The sequence below is a fragment of the Actinoallomurus vinaceus genome, assembly GCF_039542055.1.
In the GTDB taxonomy this organism is placed as follows: Bacteria; Actinomycetota; Actinomycetes; order Streptosporangiales; family Streptosporangiaceae; genus Actinoallomurus; species Actinoallomurus vinaceus.
Genome location: NZ_BAABHK010000004.1, coordinates 613140 through 637668, shown reverse-complemented (window position 1 = coordinate 637668; position 24529 = coordinate 613140). Strand labels below are relative to the sequence as shown.

Here is a 24529-nt window from a genome sequence, read left to right as displayed (position 1 = left end):
AGAACGAGATCGAGTGGCGAGGCATGGAGAGGAAAACGTCCGAATGAGCACCGGCACCGTCCCCGACCCCGAGTCGTCCGGCATCGCCGCGGTGACTGCGATCGAGTTGGAGATCCGGGCCGAACGCGCCCGCCTGGCCGACCAGTATGGCCAGGACCTTCCCGACGGCACCTGCTCGTACCCGCACCAGCAGAGGGTCGCCATGCTCACAAGCAAGGACCGCGCGCGAGCCGCCGCATCCGGCGAACTCACCTGGCACCAGATCCTCCGCACGGAACTCGCCGCCGCCTCCGCCGAGACCGACCCGGCCAAGCTCCGAACCGAGGTCATCCACCTCGCCGCGGCCGCGCTGGCGTGGGCCGAGGCGATCGACCGCCGCGAGATCACAGCGGGCGCCCTGGACGGCCCGGTCGACGTCGAGACACGGCTCGCCCAGATCGAACAGGACTTCACCCACCTGCGCTACGAGCAGGGCACCACGCGCCTCCTCGCCGCCGTACGCGCCAGCGTCGCCGACCACGAGCCGACACCGGTCTACCGCTCCGGCGCGCCGGTCACCGGCCGCCCGGCGTTCTGCGGCCACGACCCCGACAACCCGGACTGGGCCATGCACCACAAGCAGGACGAGTACGGCTGGGTCTGCCTCGCCCACCCGATCGCCTTCGTCTGCCGGGTCGACTCCGACGACAGCGGCGACGCCGTGGTATGGCCCTGCCCTCACTACATCACCGTCATGGCCGCCCTGCTCGGCGAACCCGAGGACCAAGTCCGCGCCATGCTCACCACCAACCACGAAAGGCCCGGCACCGATGCGTGACGCCTTCCTGATCTTCCTCCTGGCGGTCGCCCTCATGCTCATCGGCACTGCCATCTGGCTGCTGCGGATGCTCTTCACCTACCAAACCGCCGACGAGGACGAGGCCGAGGCCGAAAGCGCCGGCTGCATCCTCGGCGGCAGCGCTGTCCTCCTCATGCTCCTGGCCGGATCCGCGATCGCCACCGTCGGTCATGCCGTCGGCGTGCCCATGCCCTACACCTTCATTGGCGGACATCGCCATGGCTGAGGCACCCGTACCCGAGCGTCACGAGCCCCAGAGGGACGAACCGCCCGGCGAGGTCGACGTCCATGAGTTGGTCGACGGCTCCTCGCTCGGCACACCTGGAACGAAGCTGCTCCGCAGACGGGGCGCACCGCGCGAACTCATCGCGCGGCTCCGAGCCCAGCGCCACACCGATGATCGCTACGATCAGTAACACAGCCCCCTCCTGTGAGGCCGAGGCCATCCACGCCCAGGTGCTCCCGCACCTCGAGCGGGCGTTCGACGTCAACCGCCGACTTCTCGGCGGATGTCACCGAGTCGACCGAGGCCTCACCGGCTCCTCGCGGTCACAGGACTGATGGCCGCGAGGACGCCCCCGACGCTCGTCGGCTCGCCCGAAGGGGGAGCGACCATGCGGAACGGAACGCCGTACGGCAGCGTGACCCGGCTGTCGTACGGGCCGCACTCGGACCCGGACGCCGACGACGGCTTCTGGTCCGGCCACCACGACGACTCCGACGCCAACCCGTGCGCCCGCGCGGAACGGTGCGCCGAGCGGGATGCGACCGGCGCCCCGGCCGCCGGTCCCCGACAGTTCTGCGAGACCGACCGTACGGTCATCGCCCTATGCCTGAACTGGTTCCCGCGCGGCTACGTCGAGCTGGCCCGCAAGCTCGGAGAGAAGGGCAGCCCCGGCGGCGAGCCGGTGTCCGGGAGCCGATCGCCGTCGGTGCCGCCGAACCTCGGCGTCGACGCCATGATGCGCAAGACTGTCGACGTCCTCGCCTCGTGGCAGGAACGCGTCCAGGACCTCGTCGACCGGTCCCGGGTGGACACCCAGGCATCCCGACGCCAGCGCGCCGGCGTCGCCCTCGACCGCGCGGTGAAGCTACTGTCCGGCCACCTCGACGCCCTCCTGGCCCTCCCCGTCCAGCCGATGAACCGGGACCTCGGGCTGAAGGACATCACCGCCCTCCCGCCCGGCACGCTCGGCTGGGTCCACCCCATCGCCGGGTACGTCCGCGTCATCCGGGACCTCTCCGGGGCCGACGCGGGCCTGGAGGTCATCAGCCTCCACGCCTGGATCCGCGGACTGCTCGGCTGGACCCCCAAGCACCGGGACCTCCCGGTCGCCTGCTGGAACTGCGGGCAACGGAAGACCGTACGCCAGCGCGACGGCTTTATGGGACTCGACGACGACGCCGAATGCACCAGCTGCCGAGCCGCCTACACCCAAGACCGCTACCAGACACTCCTGCGTCAAGTCCGGGAATGGGACCAGCTCCGGAGGAAGACCGCATGACCGACGCGCCGCAGCTCATCACTCCGCAGGACTGGCTGAACGCTTGGCTCGACGACCAGGACCTGCGGCCACCCCAAGGCGACATGGCCCCGACCGAGTTCGGCTACCGGATCCCGCAGGCCGGCGTGGTCGAGTTCTACGGGACGTTCGTCGACGCAGACGGCCAGCCGCTGACGGTCTCGGCCGTCCGTAACGCCGCGGACTTCGGTCTCCAGACCATGGCCGACGGCGGCCTGGATTCGGTCGGCGGCCCGCCTGCTTGAGACGGCTTATGAGGCTGCTCTGGTGACGATGGCGCTGTCCAATCGGTGAGCCTGGACTCAAGGGCAGTTCACTTCGGTCGGCGTACCGGCACCGAGTATGCGGGGATGATCCGGTCACCGGTCAAGCGATGGAACGTCAGCTGCTGCGCGACGGCCTGTTCGTCGGCCCACAGCGTTATTCCTTGTGCCAAGGCCGTCGCGAAGTCCTCGACCGCCGTCTTCAACTCCGTCAGCTTGGCAGGCGTGATGACCCGCATGTCCGGCACCGCGATCGCCTTCGTGTCGAGCACGTCGACCGGGTGCAGCATGACCGGCACGTTGGTCGCCTCTGGGTTCTTCTCCGCGTTCCACTGCACGCTGCCGCGGAGCTGGTCGGCGTCTTTCTTCGCGATGCCCTCGCAATCGAGCTCGACGCCGGTCTTGAGCTCGAACACCGCATGCCGGGTGGCGCTGAGCGTCCACAGGTTGTCTGGTCCAGTGCCGTAGAGCCGCTCGGGACGCATGCTGTCGAACCCGAGGTGCTGTCCAAGCTTCTCCCAGGCGGCTTCGGACTGGTCGGTGAGGTCGTTGTCCCAGACGACGTCGTCGAGCACGACCCGCAGCCCGAGCACGAGCGAGGTGCCGTCGGCGTAGGTCGCGCCGAGGTACTCGGCGGCCGCGCGGGCCTGGACCGCGGCGGGCCGGAGCTTGCGGACGTCCACGCCGACGGCCGGGTGCAGCACCATCGCGTTCTCGCGGATGGCGGCGCCGAGCTGCTGCTGTGCGAGGGCGGCGTCGGTGAAGTGCAGGTAGCCGGCCTTCTGCTCGCGGACCCATCCGCGCAACGCGGGATCGGTGAGGCCGTTGATTGCCTTTTGCAGCCGGTCCGCGGCCTGGCTGGTCTGTCCAGCGACGGCGAGGTCGAACGCCTCGCGGGCGGCCACCGCTTCCGGCCGCACCGCGCCGGTGTCGTTGTAGAGGACCGAGGCGAGCTTGAACTTGCTGCGCTGCACCCACTGCGGGTCGCGGTTCAGGCAGACCGTCAGCGCGGTCCGGATGCCGTCGAGGCCCGCGCCGGCAACCTGCAGGGCGACGTCGAGGCTGAGCCCGAGCTGCGCGCGCGTGGCCGGGGAGAACAGGTCCAGCCATGCCCGGTCGTGCACGGCCCTGGCTAGCCCGGCGCCAAGCAGGAGCACCGCGCAGTGATCGTTGACGTCGCGGACTCCGCGGCCCATGCCCTGTTCGATGCGTTGCACGTCACGGGCGCGGTGAGTCGGGCTGTCGGTCAGCGCGGCGGCCTCCCGTTGTTCCGCGTTGGTTAGGGGCCGTGGGATCCCGTCGATGACCAGCAGCTCGCACGCCTCGCCGGGGAGGTCGATCCCGTCGTACTTGTTGACCAGCACCACCAGGCCGACGTGGCCGGCGCGCAGCTCGGCGACCCCGCGTTCGAGGTCGTTGACATAGTGGATGCGGTCGGCCAGGCGCCGCCATTTGTTGGCCTGGGCGGTGCTGGGCACGAGCACCACGACGTTGACCGGGCGGGCTTTTGGTTGGCCGTCGCCGTTGCGATCGCCAAGGGAGAACTGCTTTGCCAGTTGCCGCACGGCGTCGTCGCTGAGGTTCGGGTTGTGCTGGACCGGCGCGAGCACCAGGCGGTCGCCGAGGTCGGCCGCGCTGCCCGGAGTGACGACGTTCTCCAAATTCTTCGGGTCGGCCTTGAGGTTGGTGACCAGCACGCTGTCGTCGGACAGCGTCGCGGTCAGGTAGACCCGCCGGCGGGCACCAACGAACGAGGGGATCTTGTCGATCGGCGGGCATGGCGGCTGGATTTGGATGCCGCGGCAGCTGACCATCACGGTGCACAGGCGCAGGCAGTCGGCAATTAGCGGCCACGCGAACTTGAACGCATCGTCCCGCGCGGCCGCGTACGGGTGCAGGATGTCCCAGACCTCGTTCTGCTTGTCAGCCCACGCCCAGAACGGCACCCGCACCACGGCGGTGACGTCGCCGTGGGAAATGTCCAGGCACGCCTTGCGGTTCTGCTGGAGCAGATCGTCGGCGAACAGATCGAACAGCTCTATGAACGCGTCGTGGCCGAAAGGGATAGTGAGCCGGAACTGGCCCTCGGTCCTCGCGAGTGCGGCGTGGGCATCGTCGACTACCACGACGCCGAGATCGATCGGGGCATGCCGGCCGCCGACCACGCCGAACAACGACTGGCCATTGATCAGCTTCTCAAAGGTGGTGACCAGGATGGCACGCTCGGCAAGGAAGCTGGGGTCGTCATGGCGCTGCGCGGTCGCGAGCCCCAGCCGCGCGGCCTCTTCACGCACCCGCGCCGCCAGGTAGGTGTCCGGCGCGAGGTAGACCGCCTTCCCGACTCCCTCGTTGATGGTGCTCTGCGCGATCAGCAGGCCCACCACCGTCTTGCCGCCACCGGTGTTCTGCTTGATCACCACGTCGCGGTCATCTTTGCGGGCGAACCAGCCCTCTAACGCCTCGCCCTGCTCCTGGCGCAGATACGACCACGGCTTGTTCGGCAGCGCCGCGAAGATGTCGCGCGGCCGCACGAGCTGCTGCGGGGTGGACGAGCCGATCCTGTTCCAGTCCAACGCCACCAGAACGCCCCTTTCGCCAAGGCAATGAGCCTATGGGAAGGGGTGTCCCGCTCGCAGGTTATTTCGCGCAGCTCGGGGGATGAGCGTGGCGACCGCGCCCCCTTTTTTTGGCGCTGGTTCTCACCCGCTCACCGGTGCTCATCAGGGCGCCAGTGCGGGCATCGTTAGCGAGCGAACGAGCATTGGCTAATGCCCAAAAGCGGCCTCGGCCGTATGGATCACCCGCCTGAGGCTCGGCGCACTACCGTTTTGTCAGGCGGCCCGGTCGGCGCGGGCGGCGTTCAAGATGGTGGCCGTGGCTCGGTGGTAGCAGCGCCGCTGGCGCAGCCCGGCCGGGCAGTTGCACGCCTGGTCGGTAGTCAGGTAGCTCGTCGACCCGTCCCCGCTGACGATCCGTAGGACGTTCGGGCGGCCCGTGGGGATCGCAGCGTCCATCTCGATGACCTCGATCGCCCGGTCGATCTGGGCGGGCGTGTAGTCGCTGAGGTCGGTCGTCTTGGCCGCAGCGACGATGCGGGCTTTGCAGGTCGGGCCGTAGCCGCGAGCGATGCTCTTGGCGTTCCGGAGAGGACGGCCGCATTTACGGCATCTGGTGGCCGTGTCCATGTCGACCTTCCCTTGCTTCCTTGACTGCCTTACGTAGACAAGGTTAAAGCCGGAAAAAGAGCCCGTCAACATGTCCGTACAAGCTCGCCTGTCGCGACCGTCCAGCGCACTCCCAGCGCCTGCCAGAATCGAAGGACCGGCACCCAAGACCGGTACGAACAGCTGGCTGGAGGAACCGATGAGCGAGGCCCCGAACAACGGACGGCCTGCCGAGGAAACGCCGGAGGACGGCGCGCGAATCGACGTCCGCGTCGGGATCACCGTCGGCAACCAGCCTGACGCCGTCGCCTGGGTCAACGTGCCCGGCGTCGTTGACCCCGTCAAGGTCCCGTGCGCCACGATCGTCCAGGACCTCTGGGACGTCGGCGAGGCCCTGCCCGAGAACGAGCTCCCCGGCCAGGTCCTCAGCGCCGAAGTCGGCCGGACCGACAACGACGAGCTGATACTGAAGGAGTTCAGACTGACAAAACCACTGTTCTGAGATCACCCTCCGGAGACGACACGCTTGATCGATGCCGCCCCCGCTCAGAGGGCCTACTCCGTCAGGTCGTTGACCGGTAGGTGGCGGCCAGGTGGTCTTGGAGTTCGGCGTGGCGGAACTGATAGACGGGGCCGACCGCGCGAAGCAGTCCGAGGCGGTGGCAGTCGTCCAGGAACGGCATCAGCCGACGGGGTAGAAGCCCGGCCCGTGCCAGCCGCCAGGTGGCGACCAGATACGCCAGCCAGGAGCGATGGTCCCCGAACAGGAGCCCGGCCACGAGCCCGAGCACGAGCCCGACCATGAGCACGGGCACGCCCGCGAGCCCGCCCTTAAGCCCGAACATGAGCCCGAGCGGGAGCCCGCCCACGAGCCCGTAAGTGCTGACGCGAAGCAGATTCAAGGTCCGGTCGGCGCGCCAGCTGCCCATTGGTGTGGTGGCGTGGGAGACCTGCGCTGGCGTCTCCGCCCACGCTGTGAGCCCGGCCATGAGCCCGTACCCGAGCCCGAACGCGAGCCCGGCCGCGAGCCCGAACGCGAACCCGGCCACGAACCTGCCCACGCGCCCGAGCGCGAGCCCCCCCGCGACCAGGTGTACGAGCCAGCCCCAGCCCAGGAGCCCGAGCGCGAGCCCGATCACGTACCCGATCACCTGCCCCATCGCGAGCCCGATCGCGACCTGGCGCGCGATCTTGTGCACGAGTTCGGTCCAGCGTTGGCGGATGCGTAGGTCGGCATACCCGGGGTGGCCCTGCCCCCAAATCCGTGCCTCGTGCCCGGCCGCGAGCCCGATCGCGAGCCCGATCACGAGCCAGAGCGCGACCTCGAACCAGCCGTTGTGCCTGACCGCGAGCAAGCCGTTGAGCCCGAGCGCGAGGTCGAGTATGACGATGGTAAGGATCGTGATGGTGAGTTGGGTGGTCCAGGTGATGGCGTTGGTGGTGGCGGCCAGCCGCCACCAGGCGAAGTCGCGGTTTCCCTTACTGTCTGGTGTGGGCTGGCCAGTGAGGTGGTGGGCCAGGTAACCCAGCCAGCGCCGCACCTGGGCGGGGTCGTGATGGCGGCGTGGCCGGAACATCTCGGCGGAGTTCTTACGAGGCTCGCGGGTGGCGATGACTGCGGGGATGAGCTGGTCGAAAAGGTGCGCTCGCAGCGCGGCAGGGGTGGGAAAACGAGCGTGGTCGGCCAAGGCGGCGGGGTCGGCGCCTGGCGCGACGTAGACGGTGCGTAGCAGCCACAATCCCAGCGGTGTGGCGGCGACGTCGGCCAGCGCCGCCACGCCCTCCCCCGGTGAACCGGTCGGGGACGCGTTGCGTAGGTCGGTCAGGATGCCCCGCCATCGCGGCCCGGGGTCGGGCGGTAGGCAGCGGGTGAGGTAGTCGGCGGCGGCCGCAGGGGCCAGCAGGAGTGGTTGCAGCACGGCGGCGGAGGTGATCACGTCCCCGGTCGTGGTCACCGCGTTGATGAATTCGGTGGTGCGGCTCGTGAGGATGAGCTGGTCCTCGCCGCCCAGGGAGTGGTTCAGTGCGCTGACTGTCTTGGTCTGGGCGGCGGAGGGAAGTTCGTCCAGGCCGTCCAGGACCGGCAGGATGTGCCCGCGCGCGGCCAGCGCCCGTCCGACGTCGACGCCGAGCCCGGGCGCGCGCAGTGCGGGGTAGTCGCGCAGGAGCCGCTCGGTGACCCAGTCCTGCAGCCGAGCATGCTGGTCGGTGTCCCAGTCGGCGGCCGGCAGCAGTACCGGGATCGGTTCGTCGGGGGTTCGGGTGGCCAGCAGGTGCAGCAGGAGTTGCATGGCCAGGGTGGTCTTGCCGGTCCCTGGCCCGCCCAGGATCACCAGGCGGCGTCGGCGGGTGCGGCGGAATCGGTCGGCGAGTGCGTCGATGTCGGCGCTGGAGACCGTCCAGCCCTGGTCCATCGCGGGCACGCCGCCCGGTTCGATGTTGGCCGGATGGTCCCTCACCGCGGCGGCGCGTGAGTTCGGTGCGGGGGTACGCCACCGCACCGGGATCGGATCGGGATCATCCAAAGACCGCATCCGCGCCTCGTTCTGCCACTGTTCGGCCACCAGGCCGGCCAGCAGATCCTTGGCGCGGATCAGTGTGTCGACGGTGGGTCCGGCGGCTGCGCGGAGCTCGCGTGATCGTCGCCGGGCCCAGCCCGCCACGGCGATGGTGGGGATCGCGGCAGCGATCAGCAACCCCCCGGTCAGCTGCGCGCGATTCGCCGCGTTCTGCAACCCGTCTTTGCCACCCAACGGGGCGAACGTCACCCCGACCAGAACCAGCATCCCGGCTGCCACCGCAACGGCCACCCACCACGGCCACCAGCCCTTGCCGCCCCTCATGCCTGCCATCTTGTCGCCGCTTACCTGCACGGCGCGGGAAACGACCACAAACGGACGTCGTGGCCTTACAGAGAGGAGCACCGCCCCCGGGGTCGCCGGGGGCGGTGTCGTCGGCTACTCCTGCGACTCCGTGTCTCCACGATTGCAGTTCACTCGCTGGAGCGGCCCTCGCGAGGCCGGTACGGGCGCAACCCTGCGAGCGCTCTGTCCACCGTCGATCGGAACCACAGCTTTACGCCGTTCTCCTCTTTGTCCGCCGCGGGCCACCGTCCGCGCGAGATGTAGCCGCGGATAGTGCTCTCACCCCGGCCGGAGTGTGCCGCGATCTCCTGGACGGTCAGCAGATCGGTCGGTTTCCCGGCCGGTGTCGACTCCTCGGTGGGCGCATGCTTGGCGATCCACGCCTCTACGGCCTCGAGCGGGTACTCGTGCCATCGACCGCGACGCCCGACCGGTGCAGGCCAGTCCGGATGCTTCGTCCAGTTCTCGATCGTCCGCTCGGAACGACCGTGGCCGTAGCGCTCCTGGATCTCGGGCCGGATGATTCCAGGCCGGATTATCATGGTCTCGATCCTTCCTGTTGAGGGGTCAATCGACGGGGTCGGTGGGGCCCGCCTTTGGGCGGACCCCGCCGACCTGTTTCTGCGCTCAAGGTGCGCATTCGCGAGAGGTGGTCCGGTAACGCTGGCCGCCCCCGGCTGGGTGCCGGGGGCGGGCGTGAGGGATCAGTCGTCCGGTGATCCGTACAGCATCTCGCGGACGATGTGGACCGTCGTCAAGACGCGGGTGGCCTGCAGGGAAGCGAAGTCCAGGTTGATGGTGCTCGCCCGGCGCTTCTCGTCGTTCAGGTAGTCGGCAGCTGCCCTCCAGTCCATGATCATCTCGCCGAGGTGGAGTTGGATCTGCTCGTCCAACTCCTGGGCGTTGACGGCGACGTACGCGAACTCCAAGTCATCGAGGACCTGCTGGGTGAAGAGTCCCTTCCGCTTGATCGCGGGGATCGCAATCGGCTCCAGAAGCCCGGCCAGGACCTTCGCCATCTGCACATGCAGCTGAATCAGCTGGTAGCGGAGTCGTCTGCGCCGCTCGTCGTGCGTTTCGGCCACGTGGACCTCCTCTGTTGAGTTGTCAATCGACGTGCCGGGCGGGAGGTTCCTCTCGCCCAACGAGCTCTAAATTACAGCATTGGACGCGTATTTGCAACATCGGTGCCGAGTGGATTCTGTGTCGTCCGTGCCGTAACCTGGTCTACGTAAGGCAGTCAAGGAAATGGCGTGAAGGGCAGGACATGGCGAACGACTGGAACAGCGACCACACCGCCACCGGAGAGTGCCTGAAGGAAGCCGACGGCTACCACGCGCACGTCTACCGAGCGTGGGGCTCCGATGTGGACGGCCGCATGCGCCGTCTCCGCGTCGAGCTGCACATGCACGACTGGATGCCCGAGCACCGAAAGCTCTACCCAGACACCCGTGACGTTGACGCCCACACCCCGAGCCACGCTCCGCTCGGCCGGTGGGACACCGTCGAGCAGGCATGGAAGGAACTCCGCGTGGAGGGCGACATCCCGGAGGTCTCCTGCTGAACCTCGCCAGTCAGCTTTGACACCGCCGCGACGTGCGGTGCAAACTGATCGCCAACGAGCACAACTATGCCCTCGGACCGGTTCCCGGCCGAGGGCATTCGCATGTCCAGGGGGTGATCGCCATGGTCGGCCCGGATGGCGAGGACTACTGGACCACCAAGCAAGCCGCCGACGAGATGGAAGTCGCTCCGTCGACCATCTCCGGCTGGCGCCGCAAGGGCTACCTCGATCCCGTCCCCGGCAGCCCCCAACGCCGGCCGCTGTACCGGCGCGCAGACGTGGCCGCCGCGGAGAAGCAAGCGCACGACGCCGCGGTGCGCACGAGCGGATCCTTCAAACGAACCTCCAGGGTCCTGTGACGGCCCACCACGACGCGCGCCCGGCCTGACTCGCGGCAGGTCACGGGTGCGCGCGACAGCGCGGCCCCTCGCCCGCAGCTGCCCTCGACCTGGCCTCCCGTGAATGGGGAGTCGCGGGAGGCCGGGTCCCCGCACGGTCGTCGGCGCGACAGCCGAGAAGCCCAGCACGGCCGGGATTCCCCGGCCCGTATGAGAACCCTCGCGGAGGAGAGCCGTGGCTCAGATCGCCTCTCAGGCGTACGAGGTCGTCCCGCTCGACGGCCTGAAACAGCACCCGGAGAACCCGAATGAGGGCGACGTCGGCGCGATCAGCGAGTCGATCGAGGAGAACGACTTCTACGGCGCGGTCATCATGCAGAAGTCGACCGGCTATGTCCTCGCCGGCAACCACCGCTTCCGGGCTGCGGCCGCGGCGGGCCTCGCCGAGCTGCCCGCCATCGTCGTCGACGTCACTGACGAGCAGGCCCGTAAGATCCTCGTCGCCGACAACCGGATTGGGAAGCTCGCCTCCTGGAACGAACCCGAGTTGGCGGGCCTGCTGTCGGACATCCTCGCGGAGTCCGGGGACCTCGCCGGGACGGGCTACGACAACGACGACCTGGACGACCTTCTGCGGCGCACGGGGATGCTCGGACAGCAGGCCTCGGGCTTCCTCGACGACTACATCGGAGGCGGTGAGGCGGCCGGAGGCGACTCGGCGGCCGACGGCCAAGCGGCCGACGGCGCGGCCGGGGCCGAAGATGACGCTGCGGCCGACGAGGAGCCGGCCGCAGGCGGCGTCGGAGACTACGTGCAGGTGGCCTGGACGATCAGCCCCGAGGACCGGGACGTCGTCAAGGCTGCGCTCAAGCTGGCGCAGGGACTCAACGGGCTGGAGACCTCCGCGGCGGCGCTGGTGGCTATCGCGCGTCAGTACCTTGAGGAGCACCCGGCCGGCTGATGGCGGTCAGCTCTTGCGGGACTTGCCCTTGCCTCCTGCGATGGCCTTCGGCTTGGGACCGCCACCCGCGCCAGGGCCCGGACGGGTCGGCAGCCACTTGTCCCATGTCGACTCGCGCCAGGCGGGCGAACGGCCGATCATCTCGTCCGGCCAGGGGATGTCGCCCGGCTTCCGTGCCCCGGCCTCGACGTTCTTCTTCAGCCGGTACCAGTACTTCCGCATGGTGACGTACTCGACCTCCAGCTTCTTCGCGCTGGCCGCCATGTCGAGCAGCGGGTCGTCCTTGCCGGGCATGGTCCTACTCCTCGTCCTTGTCCGCCTGATAGGGACAAGGTTAGTTCGGATCGGCAGCATCTGCCAGTCCATCCTTCCTTCGTATCCTCGCGCTGGTGATGCGGGCACTTCCAGTCCGGGCATGGGAAAAACCCCCACCGACTGGTGGGGGCGTCCCATGAGCTGGACTTTCACTCCTGGGTGGACCGGTAGACCCCGGCCAGGTCCTTCGCGGTCACCGAGACGAGCTTGCCCTCCTCATCGCGCACCCGGACGACCTTCGGCCCCCAGCCGACCAGCGCGCCGGTGACCCGGCTGCCGTCCTTGGACTTCACCGTCACGGTGCTGCCCTTCTCGGCGTCCTCCCGCGCGACCGGCTGCCACACCGGGACCAGCGCGGTGCCCGCAACCGGCGACTTCTCCGCGCGCCGCTGACGCTTCGAGGTGTCCTCGCGACCCAGCTTCTTGGAGTCCTTCGGGTGGGCCTTCGTGAACGCGGCGTCGACCGCGTCCTTGTGCTTGGCCAGGACCGCCCGCAGAGCCTTGCTGTTCTCGCCGACGGCCACCCGCTCAGCGACGGTGACCATCTCCAGCGCGGCCTCGGTGAACTCCCCGATGACCCGCAGGCGGTGCGCCCGAGCAGTCCCGCGCTCGCCCTCCGCCTCGCCGCGCTTCGGAATGACCTCGCCCAGCTGCTTCAGCAGCGTGTCGGCCATCATCTGGGCCCGCTCGACATCGGCGTCGATGCCGAACAGGCGGACCCGGACCTGTCCCCGGCTGGAGAGCTTGTAGGCCTCGCAGCGCATGGCGGTCGCGACACCGACGATCAGCTCGGCCTTCTCTCGGCCCCAGGGGTTGGACAGGTTGACCAGGACGTCGTCCATCTCGCGGGCCTCCTTCGAGGTGAGGGACTTCACGCCGTAGGCGGCGAGGTAGGTGGCGGCCTTGTCAGCGAACGCCGCGGCCTCGGCCCGCTCGATGCCGGTGTCCTCGGCCTGCGCCAGAAGCTTCTGGGCCTTCTCCAGGAGGGTCGCGGCGGTGGTGGTCATGTCCAGCTCCTTCGTTCGTTTCCTTGTCTTCCTTATGTAGACAAGGTTATGGCGGGCCGCCTGAGATGTCCACCTGATGTAGACAAGGTTTTTTGGTGGATTTCCGGCCGGTGCCGTCAGCCGTGCAGAAAAGCGCTGCGAGCTGGGCGGATGCGAGGGCGCGCCGGGGCTGAACCTGTGCTTGCCCTGCATGCCGAAGATAAGGCAGGCTTGCAGTCCAGTAGGAACCCCGCCCGGCTCGCCACCTGCGACGGGGTCCCACTCGGTGCGGCGCGATCGGTCAGCGGTGATGCTGGCCGCTCACGCTTGCCTTCTCCGCGGAACGCACAGTGACCCCGGCCGCACGGCCGGGGTCACTGCGTTACGGAAATGTCAGCTCAGCGGCTTCCGTGATACGTCGCCGACGCCTGTCCCGCCGATGTTCGCTCGATCGCCAGCGGCCTGACCCGCGTAGTATCCGTCGACTCGCGCCGTCAGCTTCCGACCTTTCCGGGCCTTCGGGTGCTCATCCTCGAACGCCCGCTGGACGAGCGCCGTTCGGTCAGCTAGGACCAGTTCGGCCCGCCCTGCGTACGTCGTGGCAGCCTCCCGCTTCGCGCGGTTCTCGGCCTCCTCCACGCGTGCCGCCACCCGCGTGCCGAAGCCGAGGGCGAAAGCGCGCCGGTACGACCGCGCCTGCGCGCCGCTGCCGGGTGCCTCGCCCTGCTTCGGCATCGCGTTGGCGAGCTGCAGCAGGAGCGAGGTGTACAGCAGCTCGACACGCTCGAAGTCCGAAGCGAAGCCGAAGACGTGCAGCGTCAGCGGCGACGAGCCCGTCAACTGGATGACCTTGCAGCGCATCGCCAACGCGATCCCGTTCAGCAGGAGCGCCTTCTCCCGTGCCCACGGCTGCTCGATGGTCACCGTCTTGTTGATCACCTCGTCGGTGCCCGGCTTGCTGTCGGCGAACATCGCCTGCTCGATCCCGTACTTGGCCATTAGCTCGGCCGCCTTCGCGGTGAGCGCCTCGGCCTCGTCGGGGAACTCCGTGGACTCGGCCTTCGCCAGCAGCGTCCGGATCTGTGCCAGCTTCGATTCGTTGACGTCGGTCATTGTCGACCCCTCTCTCGTCCTTGTCTGCCTTACGTAGACAAGGTTAGGGCGGGCTTGATCACCTGTCCACCCAAGGTGGACAAGGTTCTCAAATTCGCCCCTGAACTGGGCCGACTCGCGCCATCCCTGCGGCAGACCCAAGCCGCCGCCTCATCCCCTGAAGGAGACCGAAGTGACTGACCTGCGCATCGTGAACGTCCCCGACCTCCTGGCCGCCCAAGCGGCCAAGGACGGCGAACCCGTCCACGGCGCACCCGCGACCGGCGTCGGACTGCACACCAACGGCCACCTCGGCGCGGACCTGCTCCACGTCCCCGCCGGGGAACGCTTCGCGGTCCACACTCACCCCGGCGATCACCTGCTGATGTGCATGGAAGGCGAGGGGACCATCAGCATCGGCGAGGTCACTTACAACGTCCAGCCCGGCGACCTCTACCTGGTGCCGGGCATGGTGCCGCACGCCGTCGGCGCCGGCACGCGAGACCACGTCCTCATGGCCATCGGCGCGCCGCACCGCCCCGTCGCGTCCCCGACCCGCATGACGCACACGGACTGGGACGGCAACCCGGTCGACGCCCCGGTGTACGTCGGCGACGGAGACCAGTGAGCCTCGGCCGCAAGCAGGGCATCGCCGACGCCGCCCAGTGGCGGCAGGCCATCGCCCGCGCCCGCGAGCTCGTCCCCGACCGGCAACTCGACGACCTCCTGCAGCGCACGGTCGACGCCGTGAAGGCTGAGAAGCGCCGCGGCCGGGTCGCGTACGCCTGGTCAGGCGGCAAGGACTCCCAGGCGCTCCGCTACGTCATGCAGCAGGCGGGCGTCCACGAGTGCGTCCTCGGCATCACTGTTGGCCTCGAATGGCCCGCGATGCTGCGCTGGGTCACCGACAACATGCCGCCCGGACTGCACGTCGCCACCGTGCCGCTGGACCTTCCCTGGCTGGCCAAGCACCCCGACATGCTGTTCCCCCAAGGAGCGCACGGCCCGCGCTGGTTCACGCTGGTCCAGCACCGCGTACAGCGCGACTACTTCCGCGCCAACCGCCTGGACCTGCTCGCGCTCGGCCGCCGCCGCAAGGACGGCAACTACGTCGGCCCGCCCGGCGAGGACCGCTACACCAACCGGCAGGGCGTCACCCGCTGGTCCCCGCTGGCGGACTGGACGCACGAGCAGGTGTTCGCGCTCATGGCCCGCGAGAACCTGCCGCTGCCGCCCTGCTACGACTGGCCACGCGGCTTCCAGGTCGGCACCGGGGCCTGGCCGGCGCGGCAGTGGACCACCAGCGTCGACCGCGGCTTCGAGGAGTGCTGGACCATCGACCCGGATGTGATCCGTCAGGCCGCCCCGCACCTGCCCGCAGCGGCGGACTGGATGCGCCGCGCGGGTGTGACCTGATGTGCGGGATCTTCGCGTACGAGAGCAGCACCCCACCCGACCCGGAACTGCTCGTCGAGGCGGCCGTCAGCGCTTCGGTGCGCGGCCCGCACGGCTACGGCTGGGTCACCCGCAGTCCCGACAGCGCGCACCATGAACTCGGCCCGGTCGACCCCGGGAAGGTCCGTGAACTGACCGCTGCGGTGGTCCTCGGCCACGCCCGCCTCGCCACGGTGGGGGACTGGCAGGACGTCGCCCAGCTCCAGCCGATTACCGCCGCCGGACACGCGCTCGCACACAACGGGGTCGTCCACAACAGCGCAGCCCTCGGCTCGCACGCTGACACGGACTCGATGCTCCTCGCCCACCTCTACGCCACTCTGCGCGCGGCAGGGCACACCCCGCCCGACGCCCTGACCCGCCTCACGAAGGCAGCCAGCCAGCAGGCGTGGGCGATCGTCGTCCTCGACGCCGACGGGCACCTGTACGCGCACCGCCGCTACCACCCGCTGTACCGCCACCGCGAGGCCGACGGCGTCTACCTGTCGTCACAGCCGATCACCCCGAGCGGACAGCTGATCCCCGAGGACCGCCCCGTCCTCGTGCAGTGAGGAGCTGACGTGGCCCGCAAGACTCTGCCGCCCAAGCCGCTGGAGTCGGACGTCTACACGCTCGCCTGCGAGCGCACCGCAAGGATCTTCGACACGTTCGACCACGTGTACGTGGCGTTCTCCGGCGGCAAAGACTCCACGGCAGTCCTGAACGTCGCGCTCGAGGTCGCGCATTCGGATCCGCGGTTCGAGCGGCACCTGCCGCTGCGCGTCGTCCACCAGGACGAAGAGGCCATCCCGTACGAGACCGAGGAGTACGTACGCCGTGTCGGCCAGCGCGACGACGTGTCGCTGGAGTGGTACTGCATCCCGATCAAGCACCGGAACGCCTGCTCCCGCACCTCGCCGTGGTGGTGGCCCTGGGCGCCGGAGGCCCGCGAGAAGTGGTGCCGACCGCTGCCGCCCGAGGCGATCACCGAGCTCGACGGCTTCCCGATTAACCCGCCGGAGAAGAGGCTGACCGCTCCGCACGCGAACGGCCTGTTCGCCCCGCCCAGCCTCGGCAACGTCGGCATGCTCATGGGCATCCGCGCCCAGGAGTCCCTGACCCGCCGCCGCATAGTCACGCAGCGCCGCGAAGTGAACTACCTGGTCAAGTACAACGACGGCACCTCCCAGGGCAACATCTGGAAGTGCTACCCCATCTACGACTGGACCACGGACGACGTGTGGACCGCGCCCGCCCACAAGGGCTGGGACTACAACCATGCGTACGACCGGCTGGAAATGGCCGGCGTCTCCCACCACCTCCAGCGCTGTAGCCCGGCGTTCGGCGAGGAGCCGCTGCAGAAGCTCCACACGTACGCGAAGTGCTTCCCGGACGTCTGGGAGAAGATGGTCGACCGCGTCCCCGGCGTCGGCGCGGCCGCACGCTACGCCCTGACGGAGCTGTACTCCTACCACGGCCGGCCCGAGAAGCCCGACGGCGTGCCCTGGCCGGACTTCCTTCGCCACTACCTGACGAAGTGGCAGGCCAAGGACGCCGCGAAGATCGCCGCCCGGATCCGCCAAGAGCTCGTCGCGCACTACCGCAAGACGTCCCAGCCGCTCGTGGTGAACGCCCCGCACCCGGACACCGGCATCTCCTGGGACTTCCTGCTCATGCTCGTGATGCGCGGGGACTTCAAGGGCCGCAAGCAGGCCGGTGGTCGCATCAACACCGATGGTGAGGGCCGCCCCACGCCCGCCCAGTGGCACCGGTACGCCGCCGAGCTGAACGACATCATCGCGGCCGGAACTTTCGCTGACCTCGCTCACCACCGGCCGCCCCCGGCCGACGCCTACGACCTTGTCCCCGACTACGCCAAGGATCCCGAGTGAGCATCGAAGACCAGCCGATCTCGCGCGTCCAGTGGGTCGACCGCGAAGACCTGTCCGCCAACGACTGGAACCCGAACAAGCAGGCCCCGCCCGAGCACCGGCTGCTGAAGACCAGCATCCTCGAGAACGGGTGGACACAGCCGATCGTCGTACGCCAGCAGCCGTCCGGCCTGGAGATCGTCGACGGCTTCCACCGCTGGACGGTCTCTGCAGACGGCGCGATCGCCGCGCTGACCGGCGGGCCCGTCCCGATCGTCACGCTGCCGCCCACCGATCCGGTCCTCGCCCGGCTGGCCACCGTCCGGCACAACCGCGCCAGGGGCACACACCACGTCCTCGGCATGGCCGACATAGTCGCCGACCTCCTCGGCCTGGGTTTGACCCACGAGGAGATCGGCCGGCGCCTGGAGATGGACGCCGAAGAGGTCGACCGGCTCGCCGACCGCGGCGACATGCGCAAGCGAGGCGGACAAGACTCTTTCGGCAACGGCTGGACGGTGTGATGCAGTACTTCCCGGACCTCTACATCGACGGTCGTTGGACGCCCCCGGCCAGCGGGGACACCATCGACGTCCGCTCCCCGCACAACCACGAGCTCGTCGGCCGTGCCCCCAGCGCCACCACGCTCGACATCGACCGCGCGGTCAGCAGGGCACGGGTCGCGTTCGACGCCGGTCCGTGGCCGCGCATGACACCGGCCAAGCGAGCGAAGTACCTGCAGCGGCTCCGCGACGTCTATGCCGAGCGCCAGGACGCGATGGTCGACCTGATCGTCCGCGAGGTGGGGTCACCCATCGCCTGGGCGTCCCAGACGCAGGCCGCGCACCCGCTGGCGATCCTCGACTACTACATCGACCTCGCTTCCCGGTACTCGTTCGCCGAGGACCGGGGGACCGGCACGAGGGTCTTCCGCGAGCCGGTCGGCGTCGCCGGTCTGATCACGCCGTGGAACATGCCACAGAAGACGATCTTCATGAAGCTCGTCCCCGCGCTGCTGGCGGGCTGCACGGTCGTCATCAAGCCCGCCCCCGAGACGCCCCTCGACGCCCTCTTCCTCGCCGAGATCGTCCACGACGTGGGCCTGCCACCCGGCGTGTTCAACGTCGTCCCGGCCGACCGCGAGGTCTCCGAGCACCTGGTCACCCACCCCGGTGTCGACAAGATCGCCTTCACCGGCTCGACCGCCACCGGCCGCCGCGTCGCAGCCCTGTGCGGCGAGGACATCCGCCGCGTCTCCCTGGAGCTCGGCGGCAAGTCCCCGGCGATCGTCCTGGACGACGCCGACCTTGACGCCGTCGTCGACGGCCTCCGCGGCGACGCGTTCTGTAACAGCGGGCAGATCTGCTCCAACCACACTCGCGTCCTCGTCTCCACTGAGCGGCATGACGAGCTGATGGACCGGCTCCGCGCCATGGTCGCCAGCCTGCGCGTCGGTGACCCGACCGACCCCGCGACCGACGTCGGCCCGCTGGTGGCCAAGCGCCAGCTGGACCGCGTCGAGGACTACATCGCCTCCGGCGTCGACGAGGGCGCGACGCTCGTCCACGGCGGGCACCGGCCCGAGCACCTGGACCGCGGCTGGTACATCGAGCCGACACTGTTCACCGACGTCACCAACGACATGCGGATCGCCCGCGAGGAGATCTTCGGCCCCGTCCTGTGCGTCATCCCGTACTCGACGGAACGCGAGGCGGTCGGCCTCGCCAACGACACCGAGTACGGCCTGGAGGCCGGCGTGTGGACCAGCGACCATCAGCACGGCATCGGCATCGCCCGGCGCCTGCGCGCGGGGACCGTTCGCATCAACGGCGCGGCCCCGTCCTGGCACGCACCCCTCGGGGGCTTCAAGCAGTCCGGATATGGCCGCGAGCTCGGCCCCGAAGGACTCGCCGGGTACCTGGAGCCGAAGGCGCTAGCCGTCCCTGTCTGAGCCGTGCACGCGCCTGCACAACGAAGGGGCCACGCGCGTCCGCGCGGACCCCTTCACGCCCGGCGGCTACGCCAGGATCGGCCCGTCCGGCTTCTCGATGGTCTCGCCGGTCGCCTCGTGCTCGGCGTAGCAGTCCGTCCGACCTGCCTCCTCGAGCGCCTTCAGCAGAGCCCGCGCGCCAGCCTCGGTCAGGTCCTCCCGGATCGGGTCCGGGTCGTCACCCAAGACACCCCAGGGCGTGGGCTCGCCGTCCGTCGGCCGGTACGGATACATGCACCCCGGGTCGTGGACGTCGTCGGTCGTCCCGCACTCGGGGCAGCGGTCAGTGGGATCCACAGTGTCTCCTTGCAGTGTCGTGATGAGTGGTCCGAGCGGACCCCGCAGCGCGCGGAGAGGCTCCGCGCGACACGGCGCTCGCTCGGTCCGGTCAGCGGGGGAAGCCCGTGCAGGGCAGGAAGGTGACGTGGTCCAGGGCCTCGTCGCGGGTCATCTCGCCGGGGATGAAGTCGCTGTAGAGGTCGGCGGCGATGTCCTCAGGCGTGGTCCCGGAGACGTCGAGCGGGTGGCCGTGCTGGGAATGCCGCAGGTCGTTCGCGCCGGGGCAGCCCGCGCGGTGGACGCGGAAGCCCCCGCTGTAGGAGAGCGTCGCCTGGAACTCCGTGGCCGCAGGCAGTTCCCGCAGGACGCTCCAGCCGACCCGGTCATTGCCCTGGATCCACCACCGGCCGGTGAGCTTCCGCTCCCAACCGGCCCCTTCGACCCAGACGTTCTCGGACAGGTCGGCCTCCCGGATGACACCCGCGGCCAGGACCTCCTCGACGTTCTCGACGGTGCCCCGCCAGCAGTAGACGGTGAGATCGGGCGTCTTCCGGACGGTCGGCTCGCCGCCGAGCCGGACCCGCATCCCGTGCTCCAGCACGATGTCGCCTGCCTGGAGCTGCGAGGTCGGAACGCTATCGAGTTCCACGGGCGCGGTCTCGGGCATTGCTGGTACCTCCTGGGTCATGTGCAGTGGTCGGTCCGAGGGGACCCCGCAGCGCTCCCGGACGGGCCGTCCGCGAGCGCCACGGCGCTCCGTCGGGCTGTCACTTCCGGCTGGTTGCACGCGTTCCGGCGAGCGCGACGACCGGGTTGGTCGGCTCGGCGATCTCGTCCCAGCCGCCGCGAGCGCAGGCGTAGAAGCGGGTCTGGCCGTTGCCGGTGACCTTGGCGACGTCGCCGACGCTGAACGAGCGGACGTCCCGAGGCCAGGAGCGGTTGTCGAGGTCGGTGGCGACCTTGTTGCCGACCGGCCACGCCTTCTCGGCCGCGTCCTCGTGGCTGATGGCGTTGACCCGGAAGACCAGGTCGTTCGCGGTGGCGAGCGGGTGGTGCGGCTGGTAGCCGTCGAAGTTGTTCCGGTCGACGTTCAGGTAGACCGCCACGGTGTAGGGGGACTGGCTCATGTCGTGCCCTCTGCTTTCCTTGTCTGCCTTACGTGGACAAAGTTAAGGCAAGTGGGCAAGGCTGTCAACATGTCCAGACAACGTCATATAGGCAGGTCAAGTGGCCTAGAAATGACAACAGCGGCCGACCCTCAAGGGTCGACCGCTGTGTGTGGCTGTCGCTGCGATTGGACCTCGCGCTGGCCTACTTCGCACCCCTCCAGCCCCGCCCGGGCCGGGACGCCTCCCAGTCCCGGAGCTCCTGCTCGCGCGCCGGATCCCAGCCCACGATCGGCCGGGTGTGTCCGATCCCGACCTTCACGTCGGGCTCCGGGAAGTTCTCGTAGCGCTTCCGCCACTGCGCGACTGTCGCCGCGTCGACGTCGAACATCGCCCCGATGTCCGCGGCCGACAGGTACGCCTTCGGTCCCCGCTCGTCCTGCTGTTTCTCGCTCATGTCATCCACCCTTGTCCAGACATGCCGACAAGGTTCGGGCCGCGCGGCCGCGTTGTCAACGCGCTCTGCCGCGGACTCGAGCTCTCTCCGGATTGGCCGGGGGCCGGCGCGCGTCCGATCGAGGCGGCGCCGCGCGGTGGCGACGCCGCCCCGCGCCGGCCGTCAGGTCGGCCCGTTGATCTTCAGTAGTGCCTGCTTTGCGGCAGCCTCCGAGGAGAGACTGTCCCGGCGGGATTCCCGGTAGGACAGGCCGCCGAGCGCCTTCGCCATCGGCAGGGAAATGAAGGCCTCCCAGTGGGTGGCCGTGCCGAGGAACTCCATGATGTTGGTGTCGCCGATCGGGCCGGTCAGAAGGCCTGTGTAGCGGCGGATCCAGCCGATGTGACCCTTCTCCGGGTGGTGGACCTCGAAGACGTCCGGGCCGAGATTGCCGAGGGCGGTCGAAAGGGTCCCGGTCGCGGTGGCCATGTCCGCTCCTCACTTCGTTGTCTGCTTTATGTGGACAAGGTTATGGCGCTATATGCACCTTGTCAATATGTCCGGACAACGTCATGTCGGTCGCGACCTCCCGGCCGGCCGCCTCCGTCTGCCGCCCGTGCGGGATGCCGCCCCTCGATGATCCCCGTCCGAGGTGCCCAGAGGTCGCCGAAGGTCATACTGGGAACGACTCGACGGATCCCTCGGCCTGCACCGTCGTACTCCCTCTGGCGCTCAAAACGCTCCGGGCCTGGGCGGATGAAAGGGCGACGCCGCACTGCCGCGACGCCGCCCTGCGGGAGTGGTCAGCCGTCCACGGCCGTCCGAGCGTCCTCGTACTGAGTCCAGATTCGCTTGCGGAACCGGTCGAACACCTCCTCGGCGGTCAGGTCGTGCATCCGTGCGACGACGGCGAACACCCGCTGCTCCTCCGCCAGTTCGACGTCCGTCTTGGCTCGCCACTCGGCCCGGATGACCATGGTCTCCGCCATGAACTCGACGTACGCGGTCTCGGCCTCGGCGAGGGTCCGGATGGTGCCCCAGCGGGTCGTCACCAGCGGCCCGCCGTCGGCATCGGTGACCCCAATGAGGCGCGGGGTCTGCTGCGCGTACGCCGTGGCGTCCTCGGTGCTGAGGCTCGGTCCGGTCTTCAAAACCTTCAGTAGTAGGTCGCGATCAGCGTCCGTGAGCGAGGCCTCAGTCGGGCTGTCGGCCCGCTGGATCCGCTGCACCAGCTCGGCGAAGCCGCAGTAGGTGGGTGCGTCCAGCAGCAGGGCGTACAGGTTCTCCACGTCTACTCCACATCTCGATGCTGAGGGGGAGGGGCGGGCCGGTCGACCCGCCCCCGTGCCGATCAGGCCTGCTCGTATCCGGCGTCGCGACCACACTGCTCGTGCGCGACGACGACCTCGCTGGGGCCGGTGACGAACTCGGTGCCCTCGTAACCGGGCTTGTCTGAGATCTCCTCGCCGCAGAGCTCGCACTCGTCCTGCTCGGGGCCGTCCAGGTCGGGCATGTCGTTCCCCTTTCATTCCTTGACTGCCTTACGTAGACAAAGTTATGGCGCTGAACCGGCCATGTCAACATGTCTTGACAACGTGACCGAACCCGTGAACCCGTGAACCCATAAGGACCCGCGAACACCGCGAACCCACCAGGACCCGCCCATGCCCGCATCCAAAGCCCAGCGCGCCGCCACAGCGGAACGACGTACCAAGGCCATCCAGCTCCGACTCGCCGGAGTCGACTGGCAGACCATCGCGACCAATCTCGGCTACGCCTCCCGAGGCGCAGCCTGCCAAGACGTCACCCGCGCACTCGAAGCACACCTCGCTGAGGAGAAGGAATCGGTCGATTCCCTCCGAGAGATCGAGCTCCAGCGACTTGATCGCCTCCAAGCAGGGGCCTGGAGCGCAGCCGCAGCGGGTGACCTGCGTGCCATCGAAACCGTCCTCCGCGTCGTCGACCGGCGCTGCAAGCTCCTCGGCCTCGATGCGCCTACCAAGCATGAGGTGAGGCAGGTGGACGGCCTCGATGCAGAGATCGACCGACTCATGGCGCTCATGGGATCCCGAGGCGAAGGAGCTGCTGCTCCAGCGGCTACGGAATAGCCTCGGCGTCAACGCCCGGCCCTGGCGGCAGATGGCCAGGCCCAAACAGCTCCCGCCGAACGACCCGCGTCACCACCTGCCGGACGAGCGCGGTTTCCGCTGCGGCTGCGTCGGCGTCGACGACGCCTGGTCGATCTGGATGGTCATGGCCGGCCGCGGCTTGGGCAAGACCCTGCTCGGCTCGAACTGGCTGATCGAACGAGCGCTGGAACAGCCCGGCTCGGAGTGGGGGATCTTCGCGCCAACGTTCCGGGACGTCCGGAAAGTCTGCATCGAAGGGTCGACCGGGATCCTAGCCCAGCTCGGCTACGGCGAACTCGACCAGTACCGGCGCAATGAACTCCTGCTCGTCCTGTCGAACGGTTCGAAGATCTACGGCTACTCGGCGGACATGCCCGAGCGGGTCCGTGGCGCGAACCTGTGGGGGGCGTGGGTCGAAGAGCTCGGGTCCTGGCGGTACCCGGCGACCTGGTACGAGGGTCTGGTCCCCGCGCTGCGCATCGGCGAGAATCCGCGCATCATCGTCACGACCACGCCGCGCGCCACCACGCTCATCAAGGACATCGCGTCCCGTAAGGACGGCTCGGTCCACATCACGCGCGGGTCGACGTGGGAGAACAGCAAGAACCTGTCGGCCGCCGCGCTCGCCGAGCTCCGGCGCCGGTACGAAGGAACCCGCCTCGGCCGACAAGAGCTGGAGGGCGAACTCCTCACCGCCGTCGAAGGCGCACTCTGGTCCCTGAACGACATCGACCGGACCCGCGTCAAGGCCGCAGACGTGCCCGGCTTGACGCGAGTGGTCGTCGCCATCGACCCGGCCGTCACGTCGGGAGAGGACTCCGACGAGACCGGCATCGTCGTCGTCGGCGAGCACGACGGCCACGGCTACGTCCTCGCCGACCTGTCCATGCGCGGCACCCCGGACGCCTGCATGCGCGCGGCCGTCAACGCGTACGAGCAATACCACGCCGACTGCGTCGTGGCCGAGGTCAACAACGGCGGCGACTACATCGCCTCGCTGCTGCGCACCGTCGACCCGAACGTCCCGTGCCGGGTCGTACGCGCCTCCCGGGGCAAGGCAGTCCGCGCCGAACCGGTCTCCGCGCTGTACGAGCAGGGCCGCGTCCACCACGTCGGCGTCTTCCCCGAGCTGGAAGACCAGATGACCACCTGGGTGCCGCTCGACCCGGACTCCCCAGACCGTGTCGACGCCCTCGTGTGGGGCTGCACGGAACTGAGAGGCCTGTCGGCGGGTGACTGGAACGAGGCGTACGGGGTCCTCGCCTGCGAGCGCTGCGGACGCCTCTCAGCGTTCGTGCCGGATCGCCTGTCCTGCCCGCACTGCGGCGAGACGTTCGCGGGCGCCGGCGCCCCGGACCAGGCATGGCGTCCGTAAG

General features: G+C 69.1%; 32 protein-coding genes. 17 read left to right on the top strand and 15 right to left on the bottom strand.

Annotated elements, in window-relative coordinates; genetic code table 11:
- Positions 1–43 precede the first annotated feature (43 nt).
- The 5 genes from ABEA24_RS18525 to ABEA24_RS18505 all read left to right on the top strand — a co-directional run bounded on the left by ABEA24_RS18525 (position 44) and on the right by ABEA24_RS18505 (position 2606).
- Positions 44–817 (top strand): hypothetical protein, encoded by a 774-nt coding sequence (locus tag ABEA24_RS18525; RefSeq protein WP_345432131.1) that lies wholly within the window; start codon positions 44–46, stop codon positions 815–817.
- A complete protein-coding gene (locus ABEA24_RS18520; protein WP_345432130.1) occupies positions 810–1064 on the top strand; it encodes a hypothetical protein in 255 nt (84 codons plus the stop codon). Before ABEA24_RS18525 ends, ABEA24_RS18520 begins: the two co-directional genes overlap by 8 nt.
- Positions 1057–1254, top strand: a complete 198-nt coding sequence (locus ABEA24_RS18515; protein ID WP_345432129.1) for a hypothetical protein — start codon at positions 1057–1059, stop codon at positions 1252–1254. Before ABEA24_RS18520 ends, ABEA24_RS18515 begins: the two co-directional genes overlap by 8 nt.
- 198 nt (positions 1255–1452) lie before the next feature.
- The gene (locus tag ABEA24_RS18510; protein WP_345432128.1) at positions 1453–2343 is read left to right on the top strand and encodes a hypothetical protein; all 891 of its coding nucleotides are present in this window, start codon (positions 1453–1455) and stop codon (positions 2341–2343) included.
- Positions 2340–2606 (top strand): hypothetical protein, encoded by a 267-nt coding sequence (locus tag ABEA24_RS18505; RefSeq protein WP_345432127.1) that lies wholly within the window; start codon positions 2340–2342, stop codon positions 2604–2606. Before ABEA24_RS18510 ends, ABEA24_RS18505 begins: the two co-directional genes overlap by 4 nt.
- 68 nt (positions 2607–2674) lie before the next feature.
- Here the strand turns inward: ABEA24_RS18505 and ABEA24_RS18500 are convergent, their stop codons facing one another.
- On the bottom strand, positions 2675–5203 hold the full coding sequence (locus ABEA24_RS18500; protein WP_345432126.1) for a DEAD/DEAH box helicase: 2529 nt from the start codon (positions 5201–5203) through the stop codon (positions 2675–2677).
- A 252-nt stretch (positions 5204–5455) separates the two neighbouring features.
- Positions 5456–5809 (bottom strand): DUF6011 domain-containing protein, encoded by a 354-nt coding sequence (locus tag ABEA24_RS18495; RefSeq protein ID WP_345432125.1) that lies wholly within the window; start codon positions 5807–5809, stop codon positions 5456–5458.
- 178 nt (positions 5810–5987) lie between these two features.
- Here ABEA24_RS18495 and ABEA24_RS18490 point away from each other — a divergent pair, with 178 nt between their 5' ends.
- The gene (locus tag ABEA24_RS18490) at positions 5988–6290 is read left to right on the top strand and encodes a hypothetical protein (protein WP_345432124.1); all 303 of its coding nucleotides are present in this window, start codon (positions 5988–5990) and stop codon (positions 6288–6290) included.
- A 61-nt stretch (positions 6291–6351) separates the two neighbouring features.
- Here the strand turns inward: ABEA24_RS18490 and ABEA24_RS18485 are convergent, their stop codons facing one another.
- The 3 genes from ABEA24_RS18485 to ABEA24_RS18475 form a co-directional block, all read right to left on the bottom strand.
- Entirely contained in the window at positions 6352–8631 is a 2280-nt protein-coding gene (locus tag ABEA24_RS18485; protein WP_345432123.1) for an NACHT domain-containing protein, read from the bottom strand.
- 149 nt (positions 8632–8780) lie between these two features.
- Entirely contained in the window at positions 8781–9194 is a 414-nt protein-coding gene (locus tag ABEA24_RS18480; RefSeq protein ID WP_345432122.1) for a helix-turn-helix transcriptional regulator, read from the bottom strand.
- A gap of 162 nt (positions 9195–9356) precedes the next feature.
- The gene (locus tag ABEA24_RS18475) at positions 9357–9737 is read right to left on the bottom strand and encodes a hypothetical protein (RefSeq protein WP_345432121.1); all 381 of its coding nucleotides are present in this window, start codon (positions 9735–9737) and stop codon (positions 9357–9359) included.
- A 182-nt stretch (positions 9738–9919) separates the two neighbouring features.
- Here ABEA24_RS18475 and ABEA24_RS18470 point away from each other — a divergent pair, with 182 nt between their 5' ends.
- The 3 genes from ABEA24_RS18470 to ABEA24_RS18460 all read left to right on the top strand — a co-directional run bounded on the left by ABEA24_RS18470 (position 9920) and on the right by ABEA24_RS18460 (position 11515).
- Positions 9920–10216: a hypothetical protein gene (locus tag ABEA24_RS18470; protein ID WP_345432120.1), complete on the top strand. Its 297-nt coding sequence runs from the start codon at positions 9920–9922 to the stop codon at positions 10214–10216.
- A 32-nt stretch (positions 10217–10248) separates the two neighbouring features.
- Positions 10249–10575: a hypothetical protein gene (locus ABEA24_RS18465; RefSeq protein WP_345432119.1), complete on the top strand. Its 327-nt coding sequence runs from the start codon at positions 10249–10251 to the stop codon at positions 10573–10575.
- A gap of 214 nt (positions 10576–10789) precedes the next feature.
- Entirely contained in the window at positions 10790–11515 is a 726-nt protein-coding gene (locus tag ABEA24_RS18460) for a ParB N-terminal domain-containing protein (RefSeq protein WP_345432118.1), read from the top strand.
- A 6-nt stretch (positions 11516–11521) separates the two neighbouring features.
- On the opposite strand, the gene ABEA24_RS18455 is transcribed toward ABEA24_RS18460, so the two are convergent.
- From ABEA24_RS18455 to ABEA24_RS18445, 3 genes are all read right to left on the bottom strand, one after another.
- The gene (locus ABEA24_RS18455; protein WP_345432117.1) at positions 11522–11809 is read right to left on the bottom strand and encodes a hypothetical protein; all 288 of its coding nucleotides are present in this window, start codon (positions 11807–11809) and stop codon (positions 11522–11524) included.
- Between the two features lie 170 nt (positions 11810–11979).
- A complete protein-coding gene (locus ABEA24_RS18450) occupies positions 11980–12837 on the bottom strand; it encodes a DUF7168 domain-containing protein (protein WP_345432116.1) in 858 nt (285 codons plus the stop codon).
- Positions 12838–13209: 372 nt separating this feature from the next.
- Positions 13210–13929: a DUF2786 domain-containing protein gene (locus tag ABEA24_RS18445; protein WP_345432115.1), complete on the bottom strand. Its 720-nt coding sequence runs from the start codon at positions 13927–13929 to the stop codon at positions 13210–13212.
- A 172-nt stretch (positions 13930–14101) separates the two neighbouring features.
- On the opposite strand from ABEA24_RS18445, the gene ABEA24_RS18440 reads away from it, so the two are divergent.
- The 6 genes from ABEA24_RS18440 to ABEA24_RS18415 are packed head-to-tail and all read left to right on the top strand — an operon-like array spanning position 14102 to position 19164.
- Positions 14102–14536, top strand: a complete 435-nt coding sequence (locus ABEA24_RS18440; RefSeq protein ID WP_345432114.1) for a cupin domain-containing protein — start codon at positions 14102–14104, stop codon at positions 14534–14536.
- Complete coding sequence (locus ABEA24_RS18435) at positions 14533–15324, top strand: phosphoadenosine phosphosulfate reductase domain-containing protein (protein WP_345432113.1); 792 nt, start codon at positions 14533–14535, stop codon at positions 15322–15324. Before ABEA24_RS18440 ends, ABEA24_RS18435 begins: the two co-directional genes overlap by 4 nt.
- A complete protein-coding gene (locus tag ABEA24_RS18430) occupies positions 15324–15914 on the top strand; it encodes a class II glutamine amidotransferase (protein WP_345432112.1) in 591 nt (196 codons plus the stop codon). The genes ABEA24_RS18435 and ABEA24_RS18430 overlap by 1 nt, the downstream gene beginning before the upstream one ends.
- A gap of 9 nt (positions 15915–15923) precedes the next feature.
- The gene (locus tag ABEA24_RS18425) at positions 15924–17234 is read left to right on the top strand and encodes a phosphoadenosine phosphosulfate reductase domain-containing protein (RefSeq protein ID WP_345432111.1); all 1311 of its coding nucleotides are present in this window, start codon (positions 15924–15926) and stop codon (positions 17232–17234) included.
- A complete protein-coding gene (locus ABEA24_RS18420; protein ID WP_345432110.1) occupies positions 17231–17737 on the top strand; it encodes a ParB N-terminal domain-containing protein in 507 nt (168 codons plus the stop codon). The genes ABEA24_RS18425 and ABEA24_RS18420 overlap by 4 nt, the downstream gene beginning before the upstream one ends.
- Positions 17737–19164, top strand: coding sequence for an aldehyde dehydrogenase (locus ABEA24_RS18415; RefSeq protein WP_345432109.1), 1428 nt, complete (start codon positions 17737–17739; stop codon positions 19162–19164). The genes ABEA24_RS18420 and ABEA24_RS18415 overlap by 1 nt, the downstream gene beginning before the upstream one ends.
- A 66-nt stretch (positions 19165–19230) precedes the next feature.
- On the opposite strand, the gene ABEA24_RS18410 is transcribed toward ABEA24_RS18415, so the two are convergent.
- The 7 genes from ABEA24_RS18410 to ABEA24_RS18380 form a co-directional block, all read right to left on the bottom strand.
- Positions 19231–19500, bottom strand: a complete 270-nt coding sequence (locus ABEA24_RS18410) for a hypothetical protein (RefSeq protein ID WP_345432108.1) — start codon at positions 19498–19500, stop codon at positions 19231–19233.
- A gap of 91 nt (positions 19501–19591) precedes the next feature.
- Entirely contained in the window at positions 19592–20149 is a 558-nt protein-coding gene (locus ABEA24_RS18405) for a hypothetical protein (RefSeq protein WP_345432107.1), read from the bottom strand.
- A gap of 100 nt (positions 20150–20249) precedes the next feature.
- On the bottom strand, positions 20250–20609 hold the full coding sequence (locus ABEA24_RS18400; protein ID WP_345432106.1) for a hypothetical protein: 360 nt from the start codon (positions 20607–20609) through the stop codon (positions 20250–20252).
- 184 nt (positions 20610–20793) lie between these two features.
- Positions 20794–21045 (bottom strand): hypothetical protein, encoded by a 252-nt coding sequence (locus ABEA24_RS18395; RefSeq protein ID WP_345432105.1) that lies wholly within the window; start codon positions 21043–21045, stop codon positions 20794–20796.
- 162 nt (positions 21046–21207) lie between these two features.
- The gene (locus ABEA24_RS18390) at positions 21208–21513 is read right to left on the bottom strand and encodes a hypothetical protein (protein ID WP_345432104.1); all 306 of its coding nucleotides are present in this window, start codon (positions 21511–21513) and stop codon (positions 21208–21210) included.
- Between the two features lie 314 nt (positions 21514–21827).
- Positions 21828–22313 carry a hypothetical protein gene (locus ABEA24_RS18385; RefSeq protein ID WP_345432103.1) on the bottom strand — a complete coding sequence of 162 codons (486 nt, stop codon included), beginning with the start codon at positions 22311–22313 and terminating at the stop codon, positions 21828–21830.
- A gap of 62 nt (positions 22314–22375) precedes the next feature.
- Positions 22376–22537, bottom strand: a complete 162-nt coding sequence (locus ABEA24_RS18380) for a hypothetical protein (protein WP_345432102.1) — start codon at positions 22535–22537, stop codon at positions 22376–22378.
- Positions 22538–22688: 151 nt separating this feature from the next.
- On the opposite strand from ABEA24_RS18380, the gene ABEA24_RS18375 reads away from it, so the two are divergent.
- Positions 22689–23132, top strand: coding sequence for a hypothetical protein (locus ABEA24_RS18375; RefSeq protein ID WP_345432101.1), 444 nt, complete (start codon positions 22689–22691; stop codon positions 23130–23132).
- Positions 23056–24528 carry a terminase large subunit domain-containing protein gene (locus ABEA24_RS18370; protein ID WP_345432100.1) on the top strand — a complete coding sequence of 491 codons (1473 nt, stop codon included), beginning with the start codon at positions 23056–23058 and terminating at the stop codon, positions 24526–24528. The genes ABEA24_RS18375 and ABEA24_RS18370 overlap by 77 nt, the downstream gene beginning before the upstream one ends.
- Position 24529: the final 1 nt, after the last annotated feature.

Bases quoted from the DNA above. Each gene is read 5' to 3' on its own strand.
- ABEA24_RS18525 (WP_345432131.1), top strand. From the start codon at position 44: ATGAGCACCGGCACCGTCCCCGACCCCGAGTCGTCCGGCATCGCCGCG.
- ABEA24_RS18520 (WP_345432130.1), top strand. From the start codon at position 810: ATGCGTGACGCCTTCCTGATCTTCCTCCTGGCGGTCGCCCTCATGCTC.
- ABEA24_RS18515 (WP_345432129.1), top strand. From the start codon at position 1,057: ATGGCTGAGGCACCCGTACCCGAGCGTCACGAGCCCCAGAGGGACGAA.
- ABEA24_RS18510 (WP_345432128.1), top strand. From the start codon at position 1,453: ATGCGGAACGGAACGCCGTACGGCAGCGTGACCCGGCTGTCGTACGGG.
- ABEA24_RS18505 (WP_345432127.1), top strand. From the start codon at position 2,340: ATGACCGACGCGCCGCAGCTCATCACTCCGCAGGACTGGCTGAACGCT.
- ABEA24_RS18495 (WP_345432125.1), bottom strand. From the start codon at position 5,809: ATGGACACGGCCACCAGATGCCGTAAATGCGGCCGTCCTCTCCGGAAC.
- ABEA24_RS18490 (WP_345432124.1), top strand. From the start codon at position 5,988: ATGAGCGAGGCCCCGAACAACGGACGGCCTGCCGAGGAAACGCCGGAG.
- ABEA24_RS18485 (WP_345432123.1), bottom strand. From the start codon at position 8,631: ATGAGGGGCGGCAAGGGCTGGTGGCCGTGGTGGGTGGCCGTTGCGGTG.
- ABEA24_RS18480 (WP_345432122.1), bottom strand. From the start codon at position 9,194: ATGATAATCCGGCCTGGAATCATCCGGCCCGAGATCCAGGAGCGCTAC.
- ABEA24_RS18470 (WP_345432120.1), top strand. From the start codon at position 9,920: ATGGCGAACGACTGGAACAGCGACCACACCGCCACCGGAGAGTGCCTG.
- ABEA24_RS18455 (WP_345432117.1), bottom strand. From the start codon at position 11,809: ATGCCCGGCAAGGACGACCCGCTGCTCGACATGGCGGCCAGCGCGAAG.
- ABEA24_RS18450 (WP_345432116.1), bottom strand. From the start codon at position 12,837: ATGACCACCACCGCCGCGACCCTCCTGGAGAAGGCCCAGAAGCTTCTG.
- ABEA24_RS18445 (WP_345432115.1), bottom strand. From the start codon at position 13,929: ATGACCGACGTCAACGAATCGAAGCTGGCACAGATCCGGACGCTGCTG.
- ABEA24_RS18430 (WP_345432112.1), top strand. From the start codon at position 15,324: ATGTGCGGGATCTTCGCGTACGAGAGCAGCACCCCACCCGACCCGGAA.
- ABEA24_RS18415 (WP_345432109.1), top strand. From the start codon at position 17,737: ATGCAGTACTTCCCGGACCTCTACATCGACGGTCGTTGGACGCCCCCG.
- ABEA24_RS18405 (WP_345432107.1), bottom strand. From the start codon at position 20,149: ATGCCCGAGACCGCGCCCGTGGAACTCGATAGCGTTCCGACCTCGCAG.
- ABEA24_RS18400 (WP_345432106.1), bottom strand. From the start codon at position 20,609: ATGAGCCAGTCCCCCTACACCGTGGCGGTCTACCTGAACGTCGACCGG.
- ABEA24_RS18395 (WP_345432105.1), bottom strand. From the start codon at position 21,045: ATGAGCGAGAAACAGCAGGACGAGCGGGGACCGAAGGCGTACCTGTCG.
- ABEA24_RS18390 (WP_345432104.1), bottom strand. From the start codon at position 21,513: ATGGCCACCGCGACCGGGACCCTTTCGACCGCCCTCGGCAATCTCGGC.
- ABEA24_RS18380 (WP_345432102.1), bottom strand. From the start codon at position 22,537: ATGCCCGACCTGGACGGCCCCGAGCAGGACGAGTGCGAGCTCTGCGGC.
- ABEA24_RS18375 (WP_345432101.1), top strand. From the start codon at position 22,689: ATGCCCGCATCCAAAGCCCAGCGCGCCGCCACAGCGGAACGACGTACC.
- ABEA24_RS18370 (WP_345432100.1), top strand. From the start codon at position 23,056: ATGCAGAGATCGACCGACTCATGGCGCTCATGGGATCCCGAGGCGAAG.